Origin of the sequence: Methylobacterium radiodurans (genome assembly GCF_003173735.1) — a bacterium.
In the GTDB taxonomy this organism is placed as follows: domain Bacteria; phylum Pseudomonadota; class Alphaproteobacteria; order Rhizobiales; family Beijerinckiaceae; genus Methylobacterium; species Methylobacterium radiodurans.
Window position 1 is genome coordinate 2,070,001 of sequence record NZ_CP029551.1, and the last position, 14,191, is coordinate 2,084,191.

The 14,191-nt window shown below is 71.8% G+C and carries 19 protein-coding genes (1 of these 19 cut by a window edge); 7 read left to right on the plus strand and 12 right to left on the minus strand.

Annotated features, from left to right (window positions below):
• The 7 genes from DK427_RS09425 to mdcA form a co-directional block, all read right to left on the minus strand.
• Positions 1-493 carry the 5' portion of an acyltransferase domain-containing protein gene (locus tag DK427_RS09425; protein WP_109951036.1) on the minus strand. Its footprint begins 440 nt before the window's first position, so the window shows 493 of its 933 coding nt (coding positions 1-493); its start codon is at positions 491-493; its stop codon lies off the left edge, out of view.
• Positions 490-1,422 carry a triphosphoribosyl-dephospho-CoA synthase MdcB gene (mdcB, locus tag DK427_RS09430; protein WP_109951037.1) on the minus strand — a complete coding sequence of 311 codons (933 nt, stop codon included), beginning with the start codon at positions 1,420-1,422 and terminating at the stop codon, positions 490-492. Before mdcB ends, DK427_RS09425 begins: the two co-directional genes overlap by 4 nt.
• 107 nt (positions 1,423-1,529) lie before the next feature.
• Entirely contained in the window at positions 1,530-2,180 is a 651-nt protein-coding gene (mdcG, locus tag DK427_RS09435; protein ID WP_109951038.1) for a malonate decarboxylase holo-[acyl-carrier-protein] synthase, read from the minus strand.
• Positions 2,173-2,889 (minus strand): biotin-independent malonate decarboxylase subunit gamma, encoded by a 717-nt coding sequence (gene mdcE / locus DK427_RS09440; protein WP_109951039.1) that lies wholly within the window; start codon positions 2,887-2,889, stop codon positions 2,173-2,175. Before mdcE ends, mdcG begins: the two co-directional genes overlap by 8 nt.
• Complete coding sequence (locus DK427_RS09445) at positions 2,876-3,805, minus strand: biotin-independent malonate decarboxylase subunit beta (RefSeq protein ID WP_109951040.1); 930 nt, start codon at positions 3,803-3,805, stop codon at positions 2,876-2,878. Before DK427_RS09445 ends, mdcE begins: the two co-directional genes overlap by 14 nt.
• 2 nt (positions 3,806-3,807) lie before the next feature.
• Positions 3,808-4,116, minus strand: a complete 309-nt coding sequence (mdcC, locus tag DK427_RS09450) for a malonate decarboxylase acyl carrier protein (protein WP_109951041.1) — start codon at positions 4,114-4,116, stop codon at positions 3,808-3,810.
• 7 nt (positions 4,117-4,123) lie between these two features.
• Positions 4,124-5,770: a malonate decarboxylase subunit alpha gene (gene mdcA, locus DK427_RS09455; protein WP_109951042.1), complete on the minus strand. Its 1,647-nt coding sequence runs from the start codon at positions 5,768-5,770 to the stop codon at positions 4,124-4,126.
• A gap of 133 nt (positions 5,771-5,903) precedes the next feature.
• Here mdcA and DK427_RS09460 point away from each other — a divergent pair, with 133 nt between their 5' ends.
• Together DK427_RS09460 and DK427_RS09465 are read left to right on the plus strand one after the other, a co-directional pair.
• A complete protein-coding gene (locus DK427_RS09460; RefSeq protein ID WP_109951043.1) occupies positions 5,904-6,566 on the plus strand; it encodes a GntR family transcriptional regulator in 663 nt (220 codons plus the stop codon).
• Positions 6,567-6,643: 77 nt separating this feature from the next.
• Entirely contained in the window at positions 6,644-8,059 is a 1,416-nt protein-coding gene (locus tag DK427_RS09465; protein WP_109951044.1) for an FAD-linked oxidase C-terminal domain-containing protein, read from the plus strand.
• Positions 8,060-8,141: 82 nt separating this feature from the next.
• Here DK427_RS09465 and DK427_RS09470 read toward each other — a convergent pair whose 3' ends face one another.
• From DK427_RS09470 to DK427_RS09480, 3 genes are all read right to left on the minus strand, one after another.
• A complete protein-coding gene (locus tag DK427_RS09470) occupies positions 8,142-8,615 on the minus strand; it encodes a MarR family winged helix-turn-helix transcriptional regulator (protein WP_109951045.1) in 474 nt (157 codons plus the stop codon).
• Between the two features lie 208 nt (positions 8,616-8,823).
• The gene (locus DK427_RS09475; RefSeq protein WP_109951046.1) at positions 8,824-9,189 is read right to left on the minus strand and encodes a YybH family protein; all 366 of its coding nucleotides are present in this window, start codon (positions 9,187-9,189) and stop codon (positions 8,824-8,826) included.
• Positions 9,190-9,203: 14 nt separating this feature from the next.
• Positions 9,204-9,677 carry an OsmC family protein gene (locus DK427_RS09480; protein WP_109951047.1) on the minus strand — a complete coding sequence of 158 codons (474 nt, stop codon included), beginning with the start codon at positions 9,675-9,677 and terminating at the stop codon, positions 9,204-9,206.
• Positions 9,678-10,089: 412 nt separating this feature from the next.
• On the opposite strand from DK427_RS09480, the gene DK427_RS09485 reads away from it, so the two are divergent.
• The 3 genes from DK427_RS09485 (at position 10,090) to DK427_RS09495 (ending at position 12,417) form a co-directional block, all read left to right on the plus strand.
• Positions 10,090-10,518: a PAS domain-containing protein gene (locus tag DK427_RS09485; RefSeq protein WP_109951048.1), complete on the plus strand. Its 429-nt coding sequence runs from the start codon at positions 10,090-10,092 to the stop codon at positions 10,516-10,518.
• 132 nt (positions 10,519-10,650) lie between these two features.
• The gene (frc, locus tag DK427_RS09490; protein ID WP_109951049.1) at positions 10,651-11,901 is read left to right on the plus strand and encodes a formyl-CoA transferase; all 1,251 of its coding nucleotides are present in this window, start codon (positions 10,651-10,653) and stop codon (positions 11,899-11,901) included.
• Positions 11,902-12,147: 246 nt separating this feature from the next.
• Positions 12,148-12,417 carry a hypothetical protein gene (locus DK427_RS09495; protein WP_109951050.1) on the plus strand — a complete coding sequence of 90 codons (270 nt, stop codon included), beginning with the start codon at positions 12,148-12,150 and terminating at the stop codon, positions 12,415-12,417.
• Between the two features lie 255 nt (positions 12,418-12,672).
• Here the strand turns inward: DK427_RS09495 and DK427_RS09500 are convergent, their stop codons facing one another.
• On the minus strand, positions 12,673-12,915 hold the full coding sequence (locus DK427_RS09500) for a hypothetical protein (RefSeq protein WP_109951051.1): 243 nt from the start codon (positions 12,913-12,915) through the stop codon (positions 12,673-12,675).
• A 25-nt stretch (positions 12,916-12,940) separates the two neighbouring features.
• Entirely contained in the window at positions 12,941-13,216 is a 276-nt protein-coding gene (locus DK427_RS09505; protein WP_109951052.1) for a hypothetical protein, read from the minus strand.
• 161 nt (positions 13,217-13,377) lie between these two features.
• Here DK427_RS09505 and DK427_RS09510 point away from each other — a divergent pair, with 161 nt between their 5' ends.
• The gene (locus tag DK427_RS09510) at positions 13,378-13,605 is read left to right on the plus strand and encodes a hypothetical protein (RefSeq protein ID WP_109951053.1); all 228 of its coding nucleotides are present in this window, start codon (positions 13,378-13,380) and stop codon (positions 13,603-13,605) included.
• 112 nt (positions 13,606-13,717) lie between these two features.
• Positions 13,718-13,963, plus strand: coding sequence for a hypothetical protein (locus DK427_RS09515; protein ID WP_109951054.1), 246 nt, complete (start codon positions 13,718-13,720; stop codon positions 13,961-13,963).
• Positions 13,964-14,191: the final 228 nt, after the last annotated feature.

The following is a 14,191-nucleotide window of genomic DNA, read 5'->3' on the forward strand; positions in this document are numbered from 1 at the left end:
CGCGCGGGCCGCCAACCACGGCGCTGTCGGCGGCGTTGCGGATGGCGAGGTGGCAGCCGTGGCGATCCGCCATCGCCGCGATGCGCGCGAGGGCGACGCCGCGGATGCCGGCGAGGCCGAAGCCCTCGCCCGAGGCGGCATCCATCGCCTCGGCGCGGGCGGCGGCCAGGCGCAGCACCGCCTCGGGCGCCAGGCGGCCGGCACAGCCCCAGGCGGCGAGATCACCGATGCTGTAGCCGGCCACGATCGTGCGCGCGGGCAGGGCGGGCGCGACCAGGCGCCAGCCCGCGAGCGCGGCGACGCAGCAGAGGATCTGGCCGGTGCGGTTGCCGTGCAGCGCCGCGTCCGGCCGGCGGACGAGATCGCGCGGGTCGGCCCCGAGGAGGGGCCGGGCGGCCTCGAAGACGCCCTGAGCCTCGGGCGCCTCGGCGGTCAGAGCGAACATCTCCGGGTTCTGGCCACCCTGACCGGAGAGCAGGATCGCGAGGGTCACGGATGGGCCTCGACCGCGTCCACGAACAGCGTCATCGCGAGGAGGTCCGCCGCGCCGCCGGGGCTGAGGCGCCGGGCGACGAAGGCGCGGTGGAGCGCCTGCGCGCGCGCGTACCACTCGTCCTGCGCAACGCCGCCTGCCGCATCGAAGCGGGCCGCCGCCTCGCGGGCGAAGCGGTAGCCCTCCGCGCCGCCCCGGTGCAGCAGGTTGGTGTCCTCCAGGGCCGCGACCAGCGCGAGGCAGCAGCCGACCCGGGCGGCGTTAGCGTCGCCGGGCCGGAGGCGGCGCGCCCGCCGCAGCGCCGGCAGGCCGATCCTGTAGAGGGTCGGGAAGCCCGCGGCCGCCTCGGCCGGCGCGCCGCCGACCGCGTGGCGCCGCCGGGCGCGGGCGCCGGGCGCGTGCAGGAGTTCCGGCCCGTCGAGGATGCCCGCCGCGTGGCGTGTGCGGACATGGGCGCCGAGCGCGCCCGGTGCCGGCGGCCGCGCGCCGGCCCCGAGCGCGCCCGCGGCGGAGACGAGGAGGCCGAGCCCGAAGATCGCGCCCCGATGCGTGTTCACGCCCCCGGTCGCCGCCCGCATGGCGGCCTCGGCGTCGAGGCCGATCCGGCGCAGGGCCGCCATGTCGCGGCCGGCGGCGCCCGCACGAGCGAGCGCGGCGAAGTGGGGTTCGAGGGCGGCGGCGCTCGCCGCGAAGGTCGCCGCGTCCATGTCGACGTGGCTGCCGCTGTCGATCCGGCTGACGAGGCCGGGCTTGGGGTAGGTGTCGAGTTCGAGCCGCAGGGCCGCGACGGCCCGGGCGGCGAGGGAGGCAGCGGGCGCCGCGGCCTCCCCTCTCCCTCGGTGGGGGAGAGTGCCCTGCACGGAAGGGGGGGCTGGGACGAGGTCCCGCAAGAGAGGCGCGGCGGCCCAGGCGAGGGCTCCGTCCTGCATGAAAGCCGCGCCTCCGCTGGAAGCGTCGCTCCCCTCTCCCGACCCCTGCTGACGCAGGGGCCACCCTCCCTCGCAGAGAGGGGAGGGCGAGGCAGGCGGCGCGCCCGTCACGCCGCCACCCGCGCCCGCAGCCCCGAGACGGCGCGCAGCTCCAGCCGGTCGCGGTGCTTGGCGAGCACCGTGTCGCCCGCCTCATGCAGCTCGCGCCACTGGATGCCCGCCCCGTCCGCCAGGATCACCTCGCCGTCGATCCGCATCGGCGCGGTCTCGGCGATCCGGGCGAGCCCGGCGAGGAAGCCGGCGGGCAGGTCTGCGATCGGCCAGAGCAGGTCGAGGTCGGAGGTTGCGGAGAGATGGGCGAGCCCGGTGAGCGCCTGCCAGAGCAGGGCGCCGAAGGGGCACGGCACGAGGCCGTGCGCGGCGGCGAGAGCCAGAAGCGCGTCGAGCGTCGGCTGCCAGGCCTCCGGCGCCGTTCGCCGCACCTGCGCCAGGGTCGGCGCCGGCAGCGGGGTCAGAGCACGGGCGGGCAGGGCGAGACCGATGCGGCGCTTGCCCGCCGCCGGCGGCAGCGGAAGCCCGAGGGGCACCCACGCCCGATCCTCGCCCGGCCCGTAGCGGCGCACGATCAGCGGCCAGCCGCGGGCGGCCCAATCCGCCAGGTAGGGCGTGCCGTCGAGGTCGGGGCGCGTCCGCAGCAGGTCCGCGAAGGCCCGCGCGTCGGCCCGGACGAGGTCGTGGCGCCGCAAGGCCTCAGTCACGCCGGGCCTCGGCGGCGACCTGCGCGGCCACCGCCTGCGCCACCGGCCGGCCGCCCCGCTCGGAACCGAGGCGGTCGCGGGCGTCCTCTGCCGGGAGGTCGGCGATCAGGTCGCGGACCTGCGCGTCGAGCGGCCGGGTGGGATCGAGGACGGCGTGGACGGCGCCCGTCGCCACCATGTTGTCGAGGCCCGGCGCGAAGACCGGGGTCGACTTCGCCATCTCCTGCAGCGTCGCGAGCGGCAGCTTGGTGACGCGCGCCACGGAGGGCAGGTCCATCACGCTCGGGTTCGCGCCGGGCAGCGCCGCGAGCACGCGGGTCGCGAGCGCCGTGGCGATGAAGGCGCCCGCCGCCGTGTGGCCGTAGAGCAGCCCGACCGTCGGGTGGCCGGAGCGGTCGGCGAGCAGCAGCGCCTTGGCCAGATGCGCGAGGCACTCGTTGAGGCCGAGCAGCTCGTCGCGGCGGCTCATGCGCTGGCTGTCGGAATCGACCAGCACCAGGATCGGGCCCTTCCGGCCCGCCCGCACCGCGTCGAGCACGGCGCGCGACAGCGCCAGCGCGCCCTCGATGCCGAGCGGCGTGTTGCCGTCGATCCCGATCACCGTGGCCTCGGCCCCGTCGAGGGGGCCGCTTCCGGTGGCGAGCCCCTCCGCGACCCGCACCCGATGGCCCTGCGGGAAGAGCGAGGCGAGAATCTCAGCGAGCGTCATGGTGCGCCTCCGTCACCCGGGCGACCGTCTCGTCGAAGGCTGCCGTGGTCATGGCCGGCACGGCCTCCGGATCGTTGACGCCGAGCCGCGCCCAGATCTCGGTGGCGTCGCGGCAATCGCCGAAGCGCGCGATGCGCGCCTCCAGGCGGGCCTGCTCGGAATCCAGCGTCGCGAGGTCGAAGGCGGGCGCTCGGCCGATCAGGTCGAGGGCGGCGGCCCGGAAGGCCGCGACCGTGTCGTCGCTGTAGGCGTCGGCGCCTCCGATCAGCCGGCGATGCTTGCCGCCCATGGTGCGCCAGACCAGCGCCCGGTCGCGAGAGTCGAACTCCTCGGCGCCCCGGTTGGTCTCGATCACCTCCGGCCCCGAGACCGAGATGCGCCCGGCCTCCGAGACGGCGAGCCGCGAGCAGGTGCCGGCGATGAGGCCGCCGCCCCCGTAAGCTCCCGCCCGGCCGCCGACGAGGCCAATTACCGGCACGCCGGCCGCGCGCACCTGCGCGATCGCCCGCATCGCCTCGGCGATGGCGGTCTCGCCGGCATTCGCCTCCTGCAGGCGCACGCCGCCGGTGTCGAACAGGATCAGCACCGCGGCGGGCCGCACGTCGAGGGCGGCGCGCAGCAGCCCGATCAGCTTGGCGCCGTGCACCTCGCCGAAGGCGCCGCCCATGAAGCGGCCCTCCTGGGCAGCGACGAGGACGGGCTTCCCGTCGAGCCGGGCACGGCCCACCACGATGCCGTCGTCGAAGGCGCGCGGCAGGTCGAAGAGCGGCAGGTGCGGGCTCATCCGCCGCTCGGTCGGCCCCATGAACTCCGTGAAGCTGCCCGGATCGGTGAGCGCCAGGACGCGCTGGCGCGCGGTGGCCTCGTACCAGCTCAGCGCCTGCGGGTCGGCGCCCGCGGCCGTCGGTGCAGCCATGATCAGGCCTCCATCAGCCGGGCGCCCTGGAGCAGGCGCAGGGACACGGTGTCGGGGCGCGCGCCCCCGTCGTTGATGCTGATGCGGATGCCGCCGGGCTGCGCGCGGGCGACGAAATCGGCCACCACCGCCTCCCAGACCGGCCCGTAGCCGGCGATCGGCGTCTCGATCGCGACCTCGCATGTGTCGGGCGGTAGCACCCGCTCCAGCAGGATCTCGAGGTTGCCGGAGGCGACCACGCCCGTGATGGCGCTGGGCGCCGTGCCGGCGAGCGGCTTGCCCGTGGTGTGGCGGAAGGTCAGGGATTCCATGGCGGCCTCACCAGTTCCGGAACTTGGCCGGCGGCTCGTAGAGCCCGCCCGACCAGTGCACGAGGTCCTTGATCGATTTCGCCGCAAGCAGCGCCCGGTCGGCGTCGAGCGGTTCGATGCCGAGATCCTCCGGCCGGCGCACGATGCCGCGGGCGCGCAGGTCCTCGACCTTGGCCCGGTCGCGCCCGCGCCCAATCTCGGTGTACCCCGCAACCCCGCGGATCGCCTGCTCGCGCTCGTCGGCGTCGCGGCAGAGGAGGAGGTTGGCGATGCCCTCCTCGGTGACGATGTGCGTGACGTCGTCGGCGTAGATCATCACGGGCGCCAGTTCGAGGCCGGTCTTCCGCGCCAGCTCCATCGCGTCGAGGCGCTCGACGAAGGTCGGCACCAGCTTGTCGCCGAAGGTCTCGACGAGCTGCACGACGAGCTTGCGCCCGCGCATCAGCATCGGGTCTCCCGTGACCTGCGCCTCCCGCCCCGCCTTCATCCAGGTGTCGGAAGGGTGGCGCCGCCCGTGCGGATCGGAGCCCATGTTGGGCGCGCCGCCGAAGCCCGCCACCCGGTTCTGGGTCACGGTCGAGGAATGGCCCATTAGGTCGATCTGCAGCGTCGAGCCGATGAAGAGATCGCAGGCGTAGAGTCCCGCCGTCTGGCAGAAGGCCCGGTTCGAGCGCAAAGATCCGTCGCGTCCCGTGAAGAAGATGTCCGGCCGCGCGCGGATGTAGCGGTCCATGCCGACCTCTGAGCCGAAGCAGTGGACCTGTTGCACCCAGCCCGACTCGATCGCCGGGATCAGGGTGGGGTGTGGGTTCAGCGCCCAGTGCGTGGCGATCCTGCCCTTGAGGCCCAGCCGCTCGCCGTAGGTCGGCAGCAGGAGTTCGATCGCCGCCGTGCCGAAGCCGATGCCGTGGTTGAGGCGGCGGATGCCGTACTCCGCGTAGATGCCCTTGATCGCCATCATGGCCATCAGGACCTGCGTCTCGGTCATCGCGGCCGGATCGCGGGTGAAGAGCGGCTCGACGTAGAAGGGCCTGTCCGCCGCGACCACGAAGTCGATCCGGTCGCCCGGGATGTCGATGCGGGGCACGTGATCCACGATCTCGTTGACCTGCGCGATCACGACGCCGTTCTTGAAGGCGGTGGCCTCGACCACCGTGGGCGTGTCCTCGGTATTCGGGCCCGTGTAGAGGTTGCCCTCCCGGTCGGCCGAGACGCCCGCGATCAGCGCCACGTTCGGCGTCAGGTCCACGAAGTAGCGGGCGAACAGCTCCAGATAGGTGTGGACCGCCCCCAGCTCGATCTGCCCGCCGTACAGCATCCGGGCAATGCGCGCGCCCTGCGGCCCCGAATAGGAGTAGTCGAGCCGCCGCGCGATGCCGGTCTCGAACACGTCGAGATGCTCGGGCAGCACGATGCCCGACTGCACCATGTGCAGGTCGTGGACCTTGCTGGAGTCACAGGCCGCGAGCGCGCGGGCCAGGCAGTCGGCCTGTTTCTGGTTGTCGCCCTCCAGGCAGACCCGGTCGCCGGGGCGCAGCACCGCTTCCAGCAGCTCGACGGCACGCGTGGCCGGCACCACCTTGCCGTCCGCGCAGGCGTGCCCGGCCGCGATCCGCTCCTCGCGGAGCCTCGCCTCGCTGCGCCAATCGATCATCGAAGATTGCCCTGCATCTCGCATTCGCAGCGAGCGTAAACCGATGTCTGTGCATTCACAATGACCAGATCAGCGGTTATCGGTATTCACAGGGGCTTGCCGCCCGAGTCGTCCAGGCCGATAGGAGGAAAGCATGGAGTGCGCCGGTGCCGAGGAGCGCGGCCTGATCTCGGACAGGATCCGGAACGCACTCACCGACGCGATCGCCTCCGGCGACCTCGCGGCCGGGACCGCCCTCGACGAGCAGGAGCTGGCCGACCGCTTCGGCGCCTCGCGCACCCCCGTGCGCGACGCCCTGCGCCAGCTCGCCTTCAACGGCCTCGTCGAGATGCGACCGCGCAAGGGCGCGGTGGTGACGCCCATGACGTCGGAGCGCGTCACCGAGATGTTCGAGACCACTGCCGAGTTCGAGGCCATGTGCGCCCGGCTCGCCACCTACCGGATGACGCTCCTGGAGCGCGGCCGGCTGATGGAGCTGCACGAGCACGCCGCGCAGATGATCGCGCGCGGCGATCTCGACGCTTACGATGCCCACAACCTCGTCTTCCACGAGACGCTCTACGGGGCGACCCACAACGGCTTCATGGCCGAGCAGGCGCTGGCCCTGCGCATGCGGCTCGTCGCCTTCCGCCGGACGCAGCTGCGCCAGGACGCCCGCATGGCGCGCTCGCACGCCGAGCACGGCGAGATCCTGGCCGCGATGGCCGAGGGCGACGGCGAGGCCGCGGCCCGCCGCATGCGCGCCCACATGCTCAACGCCGCGAACGCCCTCAGCCGCTGGATCGCCGAGCATTGAGCGACGCGGTTTCCCCGCACCCGGGATCCGCTCTAAACCCGTCGCCAGACACGCAGCCGCCACGGGCTCGATCGCCGATGACCGCACACGCTCCCGTTCCACTGACCCGGCCGACGCCGGATGCACTCGCCGCCGTCGTCGCCGGCTTGGCGGAGCGCTTTGGCACCCGCCTCTCCACGGCCGAGGCCCTGCGGGCGCAGCACGCCAGCACGCTCACCTGGGCACCGAGCCAGCCGCCGGATGCCGTCGTCTTCCCCCACACGACCGAGGAGGTGCAGACGATCGTGCGGCTCTGCGCGGAGCACCGCGTGCCGGTGATCCCGTTCGGCACCGGCTCCTCGCTGGAGGGCCACGTCAACGCGCCCCTCGGCGGGATCAGCGTCGATCTGTCGGGCATGAACCGGATCCTCGCGGTCCATACCGAGGATCTCGACTGCGTGGTCGAGGCGGGGCTCACCCGCAAGGCGCTGAACCTGAGCCTGCGCGACCAGGGCCTGTTCTTCCCGATCGATCCCGGCGCCGACGCCTCCTTCGGCGGCATGGCCTCGACGCGGGCGTCTGGCACCAACGCGGTCCGCTACGGCACGATGCGCGACGCGGTGCTCGGCCTCACCGCCGTCCTGCCGGGCGGCGAGATCGTGCGCACCGGCAGCCGCGCCCGGAAGTCGGCGGCGGGCTACGACCTCACCCGCCTCCTCGTCGGCGCCGAGGGCACGCTCGGCATCATCACGGAGCTGAGCTTGCGCCTCAGCGGCATCCCGGAGGCGACGGCCGCCGGGCACTGCTCCTTCCCGAGCGTGAAGGCGGCCTGCGACGCCACCATCCTGACGATCCAGTCCGGCCTGCCGGTCGCCCGCATCGAGTTGCTCGACGCCGTGCAGGTGCGGGCCAGCAACGCCTACTCCAAGCTCGCCCTGCCCGAGACCCCGCTGCTGCTGGTCGAGTTCCACGGCACCGAGGCATCGGTGCGCGAGCAGGCCGAGCGTTTCGGCGAGATCGCGGCCGGCGAGGGCGGCGGCGCCTTCGCTTGGGCGACCGAGGCCGAGGCGCGCACGCGCCTCTGGCAGGCGCGCCACGACGCCTACTGGGCGGCGCTCGGGCTGCGCCCCGGCGCGCGGGCGGTCGCGACCGATGTCTGCGTGCCGATCTCGCGGCTGGCCGACTGCGTCGCCGAGACCCAGCGCGACATCGTGGCGAGCGGGCTGCTCGCGCCGATCGTCGGCCATGTCGGCGACGGCAATTTCCACGCCCAGCTGCTGGTCGACCCGGAGGACACGGCCGAGGTCGCCCGCGCCACCGGGTTCATCGACCGCCTCGTCGCCCGCGCGCTCGCGATGGAGGGCACCTGCACAGGCGAGCACGGTGTCGGCCAGAAGAAGATGCGCTTCCTCGAAGCCGAGCACGGGGCCGACGCGCTCGCCGCGATGCGCGCCCTGAAGCGCGCGCTAGACCCGCTGGGGATCATGAACCCGGGCAAGATGCTGGCGGCCTGAAGCCTTCGGCATTCGGGAAGTATCGACCCCTGGACGCGATGCGTGGCCGGCCTCCGCCGACGCCTCGGACGCGCCGCTCGCCTCAGTCGTTGGCGCCGAGGCTCTCGATCAGGTGATTGAGGTCGGTGCGCAACGCCCGCACCTCCGGTTCGCTGAGCGCGAGCTGGCACATCACGCTCTCGCGCACCACAGCGGCCTCGCTGCGCAGCGCGCGCCCCGCCGGCGTGAGCGCGATCTCGACCTCGCGCTCGTCCGACTGGCGCCGGCTGCGCAGCAGGAGGCCCGCGCCTTCGAGGCGCTTGAGCACCGGCGTCAGGGTTCCGGAATCCAGCCGCAGGCGCCGCCCGATCTCCGAGACGGTCACGCGGTCCTGCTCCCACAGGACGAGAAGCACGAGATATTGCGGATAGGTCAGTCCGATGCGCTCCAGGAGCGGCCGATAGGCCTTCGTCATGCGGTGGGCGGCCGCGTAGAGCGCGTAGCAGAGCTGGTTGTCGAGCAGCAGCGGATCGTGCCCCGGGGCCGCCTCTTCCAATCTGTCGCCGACAAGCACCATCAGACTCGCCCGTCACCCTTCCGGCCACGCCTCCAGGCCGGATACCGTCGCCCCACACGATACCCGAGGATGCAGATCGCGCTAGGGCCGATATTCCTTCACGTGCATCGGGGGATAGATAGTCCCTGATTTCGGAAGTCGAGCGCGCGAACCGTCCAGGCGTCCGGCCTCTTCTGTAAAGAGCCTGAGACCGGAGGCGCGCCCGGTCTCAGGCGGGCTTCGGCAAGCGGACCTTGAGCTGATCGATCACCCACAGCCAGCGCCCGTCCGGCCCGCATCGGGCGACCTCGACCGAGAGGGAACCGTTCGGCAGGGTAGCGAAGGTCAGGGCCAGGTCCCCGTTGCGCACCGGCGGCAGCACGGTCGCCGCCGGGAAGTCGGAGCGGCGCGCCAGCAGGTCCGTGTAGAAGCGCCGGATCTCGTGGTGACCGGTCGCCACGACGTCGCCGGCCGCCAGCACCGCGTCCGGCGCGTAGAGGGCCACCAACCCCTCGACGTCGCCCGCATTGGCCCGCGCGTTGAACAAGCCCGCGAGTTCTTCCGGCGCCCCAGCGCCCTGATCCGCCTGCTGCATGGCGCGTCTCTCCCTCACTCCGCCCCGTCGTCACCGAAGCCCGTCGCCCGTAGGCAGGTTCCACCGCGGTCGCTGACCGAGACGGCGACCGGGATGCCGGCCTTCACGCTCTCGGAGACGGTGCAGAAATTCTCGAACTGTGCGAGCACCCGGTCGATCCGGTCGAGGTCGCGTGCCTCGGCTCCGAGGGTGATCGCGACGTCGATCCCGACGATCCTCAGGCGGCCCGCCGCATTGCGGGCGATCCGGCACCGGGCCCGCGTCTCCAGCCCGTTGGCCTCTTGCCGGAATTTGCCGAGCGCGAAGACGAGGCTGGCCGAGAGGCAGTTCGCCACGCCCGCGACCAGCAGCTGCTCGGGGCAGGGGCCGGCCCCGCGCCCGACCGGCTCCGCCTCGTCCACGGTCAGCGCCGGGAGTGCGTTCCCGAAATCGAGTTCGAACCGATAGGCGGAGATCTGCCGAAGGGTGATGCCAGGTCCCTCTTCCATTCAGCGCTCCGCCGATCCAGAATTTGGGATACAGTCCACCAAGCCGACGCAGCCCGCAAGGCGGTGAGGGTCCGTGCGCGGCGGATGATTTATGCTGCAGTGCGAGAAGATCTCGCGAAGTAACCGAGGCCGTTCCGGGCGCCATTACAAAACCCGGCAAGTCTTACATCGCCCTCGGCCGTATCGCCTTGACCGACCCCTCATTTCTGGCATACCACATTCCAATTGGTCGGGTTCGCTTCTGTGATCCCTGCACCGAACCGATCGCGGCCTGCATCCGAGGGAGGCGCTGCCCGGGACGTCGCAGCAACCGCGGCCCCGGCGGGCGCCCGCAACGGGCCGCAGGGAAGATCCGGCCGGGCGCACCGCGCGCCCGCGCCACATGACGGCAAGACGCGACAGCGGAGGCAGGATGAGCCGCGACGTCGATTTCGCACAGATCGTGGCGGCCTCCGGAGACGCGGTGGTCGTCTCCGACCCGGACGGCATCATCGTGGTCTGGAGTCCGGCCGCCGAGCGGATCTTCGGGTTCCCGGAGGCCGAGGCGCTCGGGCAGACGCTCGACCTGATCACCCCGGAGCGCCACCGGCGCCGGCACTGGACCGGCTACGCGCAGACCATGCGGACGGGCGTGACCCGCTACGGCAGCGAGGTGCTGCGCGTGCCGGCCCTGCACCGGGACGGCCGTCCGCTCTCGATCGCCTTCACGGTCGGCCTGATGAAGGCTGACGACGGTGAGGTGACGGGCATCGTCGCGGTGATCCGCGACGACACCGCCCGCTGGGAGGAGGAGCGCAAGCTCCGGCGCCGCCTGGCGGAACTCGAACCGGTCCCCGCCTGAGGGGCCGGCCTGACGCAGCACGACACGAACGCGGACGGAGCAGCCCGGTACGATTCGAAGCACCAAGACTTCGATTAATCCAAGTTCTCGTAGTCAAGCACTCGATAAACAATCGCTAGGGAGACGCTTCAGATGAGCAAGCCGCTCGAGGGGATCAAGATCATCGACTTCACCCACGTCCAGGCTGGTCCCGCCTGCACGCAGCTCCTGGCCTGGTTCGGGGCCGACGTGATCAAGGTGGAGCGCCCGGGTGCCGGCGACGTGACCCGCACGCAGCTGCGCCACGTGGACGATGCCGACGCGCTCTACTTCACGATGCTGAACTCCAACAAGCGCTCGCTGACGCTCGACACCAAGACGCCCGAGGGCAAGGAGGTGCTCGAGAAGCTGATCCGTGAATCCGACGTGATGGTCGAGAATTTCGGTCCCGGCGCACTCGATCGCATGGGCTTCTCCTGGGCCCGCATTCAGGAGCTGAACTCGGGGATGATCCTCGCCTCGGTGAAGGGCTTCTCGGACGGCCACCACTACGAGGACCTGAAGGTCTACGAGAACGTGGCCCAGTGCGCGGGCGGCGCCGCCTCGACCACCGGCTTCTGGGACGGCCCGCCCACCGTGTCGGCCGCCGCGCTCGGCGACTCGAACACCGGCATGCACCTGGCCATCGGCATCCTCACGGCGCTGCACCAGAAGAACAAGACGGGTCAGGGCCAGAAGGTCGCCGTCTCGATGCAGGACTCGGTGATCAACCTCTGCCGGGTGAAGCTGCGCGATCAGCAGCGCCTCGACGCGCTGGGCTACCTCGAGGAGTACCCGCAGTACCCGCACGGCGAGTTCTCGGACGTGGTGCCGCGCGGCGGCAACGCGGGCGGCGGCGGCCAGCCGGGCTGGGTGCTCAAGTGCAAGGGCTGGCAGTCGGACCCGAACGCCTACATCTACTTCACGATCCAGGGCCATGCTTGGGCCCCGATCTGCAAGGCGCTCGGCAAGCCCGAGTGGATCGACGACCCGGCCTACAACACCCCCCGCGCGCGCCAGGACAAGATCTTCGAGATCTTCGCCTTCATCGAGGATTGGCTGGCCGACAAGACCAAGTTCGAGGCGGTCGACATCCTGCGCAAGTTCGACATCCCCTGCGCGCCGGTACTGTCGATGAAGGAGATCGCCGACGATCCGTCGCTGCGCGCCAGCGGCACGATCGTCGAGGTGCCGCACCCGAAGCTCGGCAAGTACCTGACGGTCGGCAGCCCGATCAAGTTCTCCGGCATGGACGTCGAGGTGAAGGCCTCGCCGCTGCTGGGCGAGCACACCGACGAGGTGCTGCAGGATCTCGGCTACACGCCCGAGCAGATCAAGGAACTGCACGCCGCCCGCGCGGTCTGACGTCAGCAGCCCGAGCCGCGCCCGCCCGGCGCGGCTCGCCGGTTCCGGTTCCACGAGACGGCGCGTCCCGTACGGGACGCGCCGTCTTCTCGTTCGGCGATCATGTCGTTCGCACGCAACGGCGCGCTGTGCGCGTGCTCGGGCAGGTGCTCGGGGGTGAGCGTGACGGCGGCTGCGCCCCCGGGGCGCGGGCCCGTAGACGTGCCGCTTCGGGACATCTGGCGCGCGGCCATGGTACGGAGCCATATGATCCGCATCGTGAAACACGTCATCGTTGAGACGACCGAGGAGCGCGATCGACAGGTCGAGCAGGTCGAGGCAGCGATCCGAACTCGCTTTCCCGAGGCCACCACGGAGGTCGTGCAGGGCTTGCTGGACGAGGATCGCGTGGTGGAGGCGCGGCTGCCCCTGCACCAGCTTGCCGCATGGCGGGCGCAGCGATCGCAACTTCTCGCCCAGACGCCGGATCCGCAGCCCGGGCCAGCTCGTCCTGTCGATCCGGAGCCGGAGCCGTGATCTGAGCGAATAAGCACCCACCCCCTGCCCGGCCGGCCCAACAGGCGATCAAGCGTCGGTGAGGACGCTCCTGACGTAGGCCGGCGGGCTACCGCTGCGGACACCGTGAAGGAACGGCTCAAGCGCCCCGGATGTCCTCAACAAGCGCCGCTGGCCCCAGCCAAGCGCCGAGGTGCGAGGCGGCGATAATTCGAACCTGGCGCCGCGGCCCCGGGGAGGCGGAGGGACTGGAGCGGGAAACACTTCTCCCCGGACTCAGCCCGCTAGGCTGGAGGGTGGCTGCCAAGTCACGCCGGGATGTTCGCGCACGTCCCCCGTCTTCGCCCCCGTGTCGGAGTCGCTGATCCACTCGCCCGGCTCGGCGACGTCCGCGATCACGTCCTCCGGATAGGCGGCTTCCAAAAACAGCCGAGCCTCACCCTCGGCCGCGGCGCGGACTGTGATCAGGGGGCGGTCGCCTCCCGGTCCCGTGAGCCGCGCAATGAACAGTTTCGTCATGGCAACTCCCCCGGGATCACGGTGCTCAGTCCGGCAGCAAGTGAAGCCCCTCGCGCGCCAGCGGTTCCGGTATGCCGCGTCGGATCAGCCGCGCCGTCCTGGCCTGTTGCGCCTGCCAGGTCCGCATCTCCGCGCCCGCCTGCAGGAGCGGCCGCAACCAGAAGTCGAACCAGACCATCTGGGCGCCGAGGGTGAACAGGACCAGTTCGTCGGCGAGCGTCAGAGAGGCGTCCTGAACGCGCAGGACCTGGGCGCCCAGCCGGTCCAGGGATCCATCCGGTGATGTGCCGTCGTTCCGCATCCATCCGCCTCGCATGTCCGCGTCACTAACGGCGAAGGGCGCTACCGGTTCATCATCGGCCGCGGATCGGGCCGGCACGGCCGTTCAGCGGGCGCTCAGGTGCGGCGCCGCAGGGTGCCGCCGCAGCCCCGGTGAGGGAATGCGCCGTCCCGAGCACTGACATGAAAGCCCGCGCCTCCGCTCCCGGCAGCCTACCTGGCTCCGACGTGCCGCAGCCCTGGTCCGGTGTGGAACCGGAAGATCTGGAGGCGGCCGCCCGGATCTTGTGCACCCTGCGTCCGGGTAGCCGCGCCGCCGAGTGGCTGATGGAGCGCGCCACCTACCTGCGGGCGATGCGGAGCCCGCCCTCCGCCGATCTGCGCGGTCAGAGCGCGTTGCTCCTCGCCTGATCCGGGGATCGCGGCGGCGCGGGGGATGCCCTCGCCGCGGATTTTTCTTACATCCCCTGCAAGACATGCCTGCAAGACGGCGGCGCGGCGGCGACGGTCCGGTGAGGAGACGATGAGACGTCTGGAGGAACTCAAGAGCGACCCGGCTTTCCGCCAGGCGGTCCTGGCGGTGAAGGGCGCGGCCAGCACCCTGAGCGGGCGGGCGATGACGCAGGAGGAGGCCGAGCTTCTCGTCAGCTTCGCGCTGGCCACCTTCGCCAACGCGGGCGGCCTGTCCGAGCCGAGCCTCAGCCGCATCGCGCGCTTCGCCGGCAAGATCTCCCCGCTGGAGAGCCTCGAAGGGTTGATGAAGCACTGAGGGCTCGCGGACCGGACCGTACCGGCAAAAGAATGCCCGCCGCGGCTGGGCCGGGGCGGGCTGAAGTCCCTTCTCTAGGCGCCCTCACCATAGCCGCTGGCCGCCGGAGCGCGAGGGCGCATCCGGGGTACTCCGTTCTGCGCGTCGGCGCCGTTTCCCCGGCGACACTTGCGGTTGTGCGTGCTAGGGCAAGGGAATGTCTGCGCAGCGCACTGGAAACGCCGCTTC

Excerpts from the sequence above, each read along its gene's own strand:
- mdcB (WP_109951037.1), bottom strand. The coding sequence starts at position 1,422 with ATGCAGGACGGAGCCCTCGCCTGGGCCGCCGCGCCTCTCTTGCGGGAC.
- mdcE (WP_109951039.1), bottom strand. The coding sequence starts at position 2,889 with ATGACGCTCGCTGAGATTCTCGCCTCGCTCTTCCCGCAGGGCCATCGG.
- DK427_RS09445 (WP_109951040.1), bottom strand. The coding sequence starts at position 3,805 with ATGGCTGCACCGACGGCCGCGGGCGCCGACCCGCAGGCGCTGAGCTGG.
- mdcC (WP_109951041.1), bottom strand. The coding sequence starts at position 4,116 with ATGGAATCCCTGACCTTCCGCCACACCACGGGCAAGCCGCTCGCCGGC.
- mdcA (WP_109951042.1), bottom strand. The coding sequence starts at position 5,770 with ATGATCGATTGGCGCAGCGAGGCGAGGCTCCGCGAGGAGCGGATCGCG.
- DK427_RS09460 (WP_109951043.1), top strand. The coding sequence starts at position 5,904 with ATGGAGTGCGCCGGTGCCGAGGAGCGCGGCCTGATCTCGGACAGGATC.
- DK427_RS09465 (WP_109951044.1), top strand. The coding sequence starts at position 6,644 with ATGACCGCACACGCTCCCGTTCCACTGACCCGGCCGACGCCGGATGCA.
- DK427_RS09470 (WP_109951045.1), bottom strand. The coding sequence starts at position 8,615 with ATGGTGCTTGTCGGCGACAGATTGGAAGAGGCGGCCCCGGGGCACGAT.
- DK427_RS09475 (WP_109951046.1), bottom strand. The coding sequence starts at position 9,189 with ATGCAGCAGGCGGATCAGGGCGCTGGGGCGCCGGAAGAACTCGCGGGC.
- DK427_RS09480 (WP_109951047.1), bottom strand. The coding sequence starts at position 9,677 with ATGGAAGAGGGACCTGGCATCACCCTTCGGCAGATCTCCGCCTATCGG.
- DK427_RS09485 (WP_109951048.1), top strand. The coding sequence starts at position 10,090 with ATGAGCCGCGACGTCGATTTCGCACAGATCGTGGCGGCCTCCGGAGAC.
- frc (WP_109951049.1), top strand. The coding sequence starts at position 10,651 with ATGAGCAAGCCGCTCGAGGGGATCAAGATCATCGACTTCACCCACGTC.
- DK427_RS09495 (WP_109951050.1), top strand. The coding sequence starts at position 12,148 with ATGATCCGCATCGTGAAACACGTCATCGTTGAGACGACCGAGGAGCGC.
- DK427_RS09500 (WP_109951051.1), bottom strand. The coding sequence starts at position 12,915 with ATGACGAAACTGTTCATTGCGCGGCTCACGGGACCGGGAGGCGACCGC.
- DK427_RS09505 (WP_109951052.1), bottom strand. The coding sequence starts at position 13,216 with ATGCGGAACGACGGCACATCACCGGATGGATCCCTGGACCGGCTGGGC.
- DK427_RS09510 (WP_109951053.1), top strand. The coding sequence starts at position 13,378 with ATGAAAGCCCGCGCCTCCGCTCCCGGCAGCCTACCTGGCTCCGACGTG.
- DK427_RS09515 (WP_109951054.1), top strand. The coding sequence starts at position 13,718 with ATGAGACGTCTGGAGGAACTCAAGAGCGACCCGGCTTTCCGCCAGGCG.